This is a genomic window from Pseudomonas cyclaminis (assembly GCF_015163715.1).
GTDB lineage: Bacteria > Pseudomonadota > Gammaproteobacteria > Pseudomonadales > Pseudomonadaceae > Aquipseudomonas > Aquipseudomonas cyclaminis.
Map to the genome: position 1 here is coordinate 1 of NZ_JADDUM010000398.1, position 1534 is coordinate 1534.

Sequence of the window (1534 nt, forward strand, 5' to 3'; positions counted from 1 at the left end):
GGCCCAAGTGGTGGTCGACGGCTCCGCACCGGCGGGCCAGCGCCCGACCATCGGCGCCGCCGGCAACGGCACCACGGTGGTGGACATCACCCGGCCGAGCGGCGCGGGCGTGTCGCGCAACACCTATACGCAGTTTGACGTGGACAAGCGCGGTGTGATCCTCAACAACGGCGTGACCAACAGCCAGACCCAATTGGGCGGCTGGATCGAAGGCAACCGCAACCTGGCCAACGGCAGCGCACGGGTGATTCTCAACGAGGTCAATTCGAGCAACCCCAGCCAGTTGCGCGGGTTTGTCGAAGTGGGCGGCTCCAAGGCGCAGGTGGTCATTGCCAACCCGTCGGGCATCGCCTGTGACGGTTGCGGGTTTATCAACGCCGACCGTGCGACCCTGACCACCGGCCGCGCGCAGTTCGAGAACGGCCTGATCAGCGGCTATCAAGTCTCGGGCGGCAAGGTCAGCATCGGCGGCGAAGGCATGGACGCCAGCCGTGCCGACTACACCGAAATCATTGCGCGCACCGTCGAGGTGAACGCGGGTATCTGGTCCAAAGACTTGACCATCAAGGCCGGTACCACCGGCGCGGCGCCGACCGACACACCCACCGTCGCCATCGACGTGGCGCAGTTGGGCGGCATGTACGCCGGCAAGATCACCCTGGTCGGCAACGGCGCAGGCGTCGGTGTGCGCAACGCCGGCAGATCGGTTCCAGTGCCGGTGAAGTGGTGATCGGCAGCGACGGCCGCATCGAAAACCACGGCCAGATCAGCAGCGCCACCGACTTGACCGTCCGCGCCGACAAGGGCATCGACAACGACGGCACGCTGTACGCCCAGGGCAACCTGGCCGCGCACACCGCTGGCGACATCGACAACCGTGGCATCGTGTCCGCCCAGGGCAATGCCGCGCTGACCGCCACCGGCGCTAATTCGGCGATTCGCAGCCACGCAGGTTCCGCATTGGCCGCAGGCGTGGACAGCGCCGGCAAGCTCGGCAGCAGTGGTTCGCTGACGCTGACCTCGGCCGGCACCCTGAGCGCCAAGGGCCAGAACCTCGCCGCGCAGACCCTCAAGGCCAGCGCCGCGCAGGTCGACCTGAGTGACAGCCAGACGTCCGCCCAGACCGTCGAGTTGACCAGCACCACCGGCAACCTCGACCTGCGTCGCAGCCGCGTCACCGCAAGCGGCGCCCTCACGGCCGACGCCAATCAGAGCCTGCTCAGCGATGCCGCACAGGTGGGCGCGGCACAGATCAGCGTGACCGCGCTGGACCTGTCCAACGTCGCCGGCAAGTGGGTGCAGACCGGCAGCACCGGTATGCAGATGACCGTCGCACGCAGCCTCGACAACAGTGGCGGTACGCTTTCCAGCGGCGGCGCCCTCGGCGTCAGCGCCGACAGCCTGAACAACGCCGGCGGTCTGGTGCAATCGGGCGGCCTTGGCGACTTGGCCGTCAGCGCACGCCAGCACCTGAACAATCAGAACGGCAAGCTGGTCACCGCTGCACAACTGACCCTCGACGGCGGCATCCTCG

The 1534-nt window shown here is 67.7% G+C and carries 1 protein-coding gene and 1 pseudogene; both read left to right on the forward strand.

The features are described 5' to 3' along the window. On the forward strand, positions 1 to 730 hold a 730-nt coding region (locus IQK56_RS30800), incomplete at its 5' end, for a filamentous hemagglutinin N-terminal domain-containing protein (RefSeq protein ID WP_193901993.1). Continuing rightward, positions 727 to 1534, forward strand: a pseudogene (locus IQK56_RS30805) (hemagglutinin repeat-containing protein); the annotation flags it as partial. The gene IQK56_RS30800 and the pseudogene IQK56_RS30805, both read left to right, overlap by 4 nt.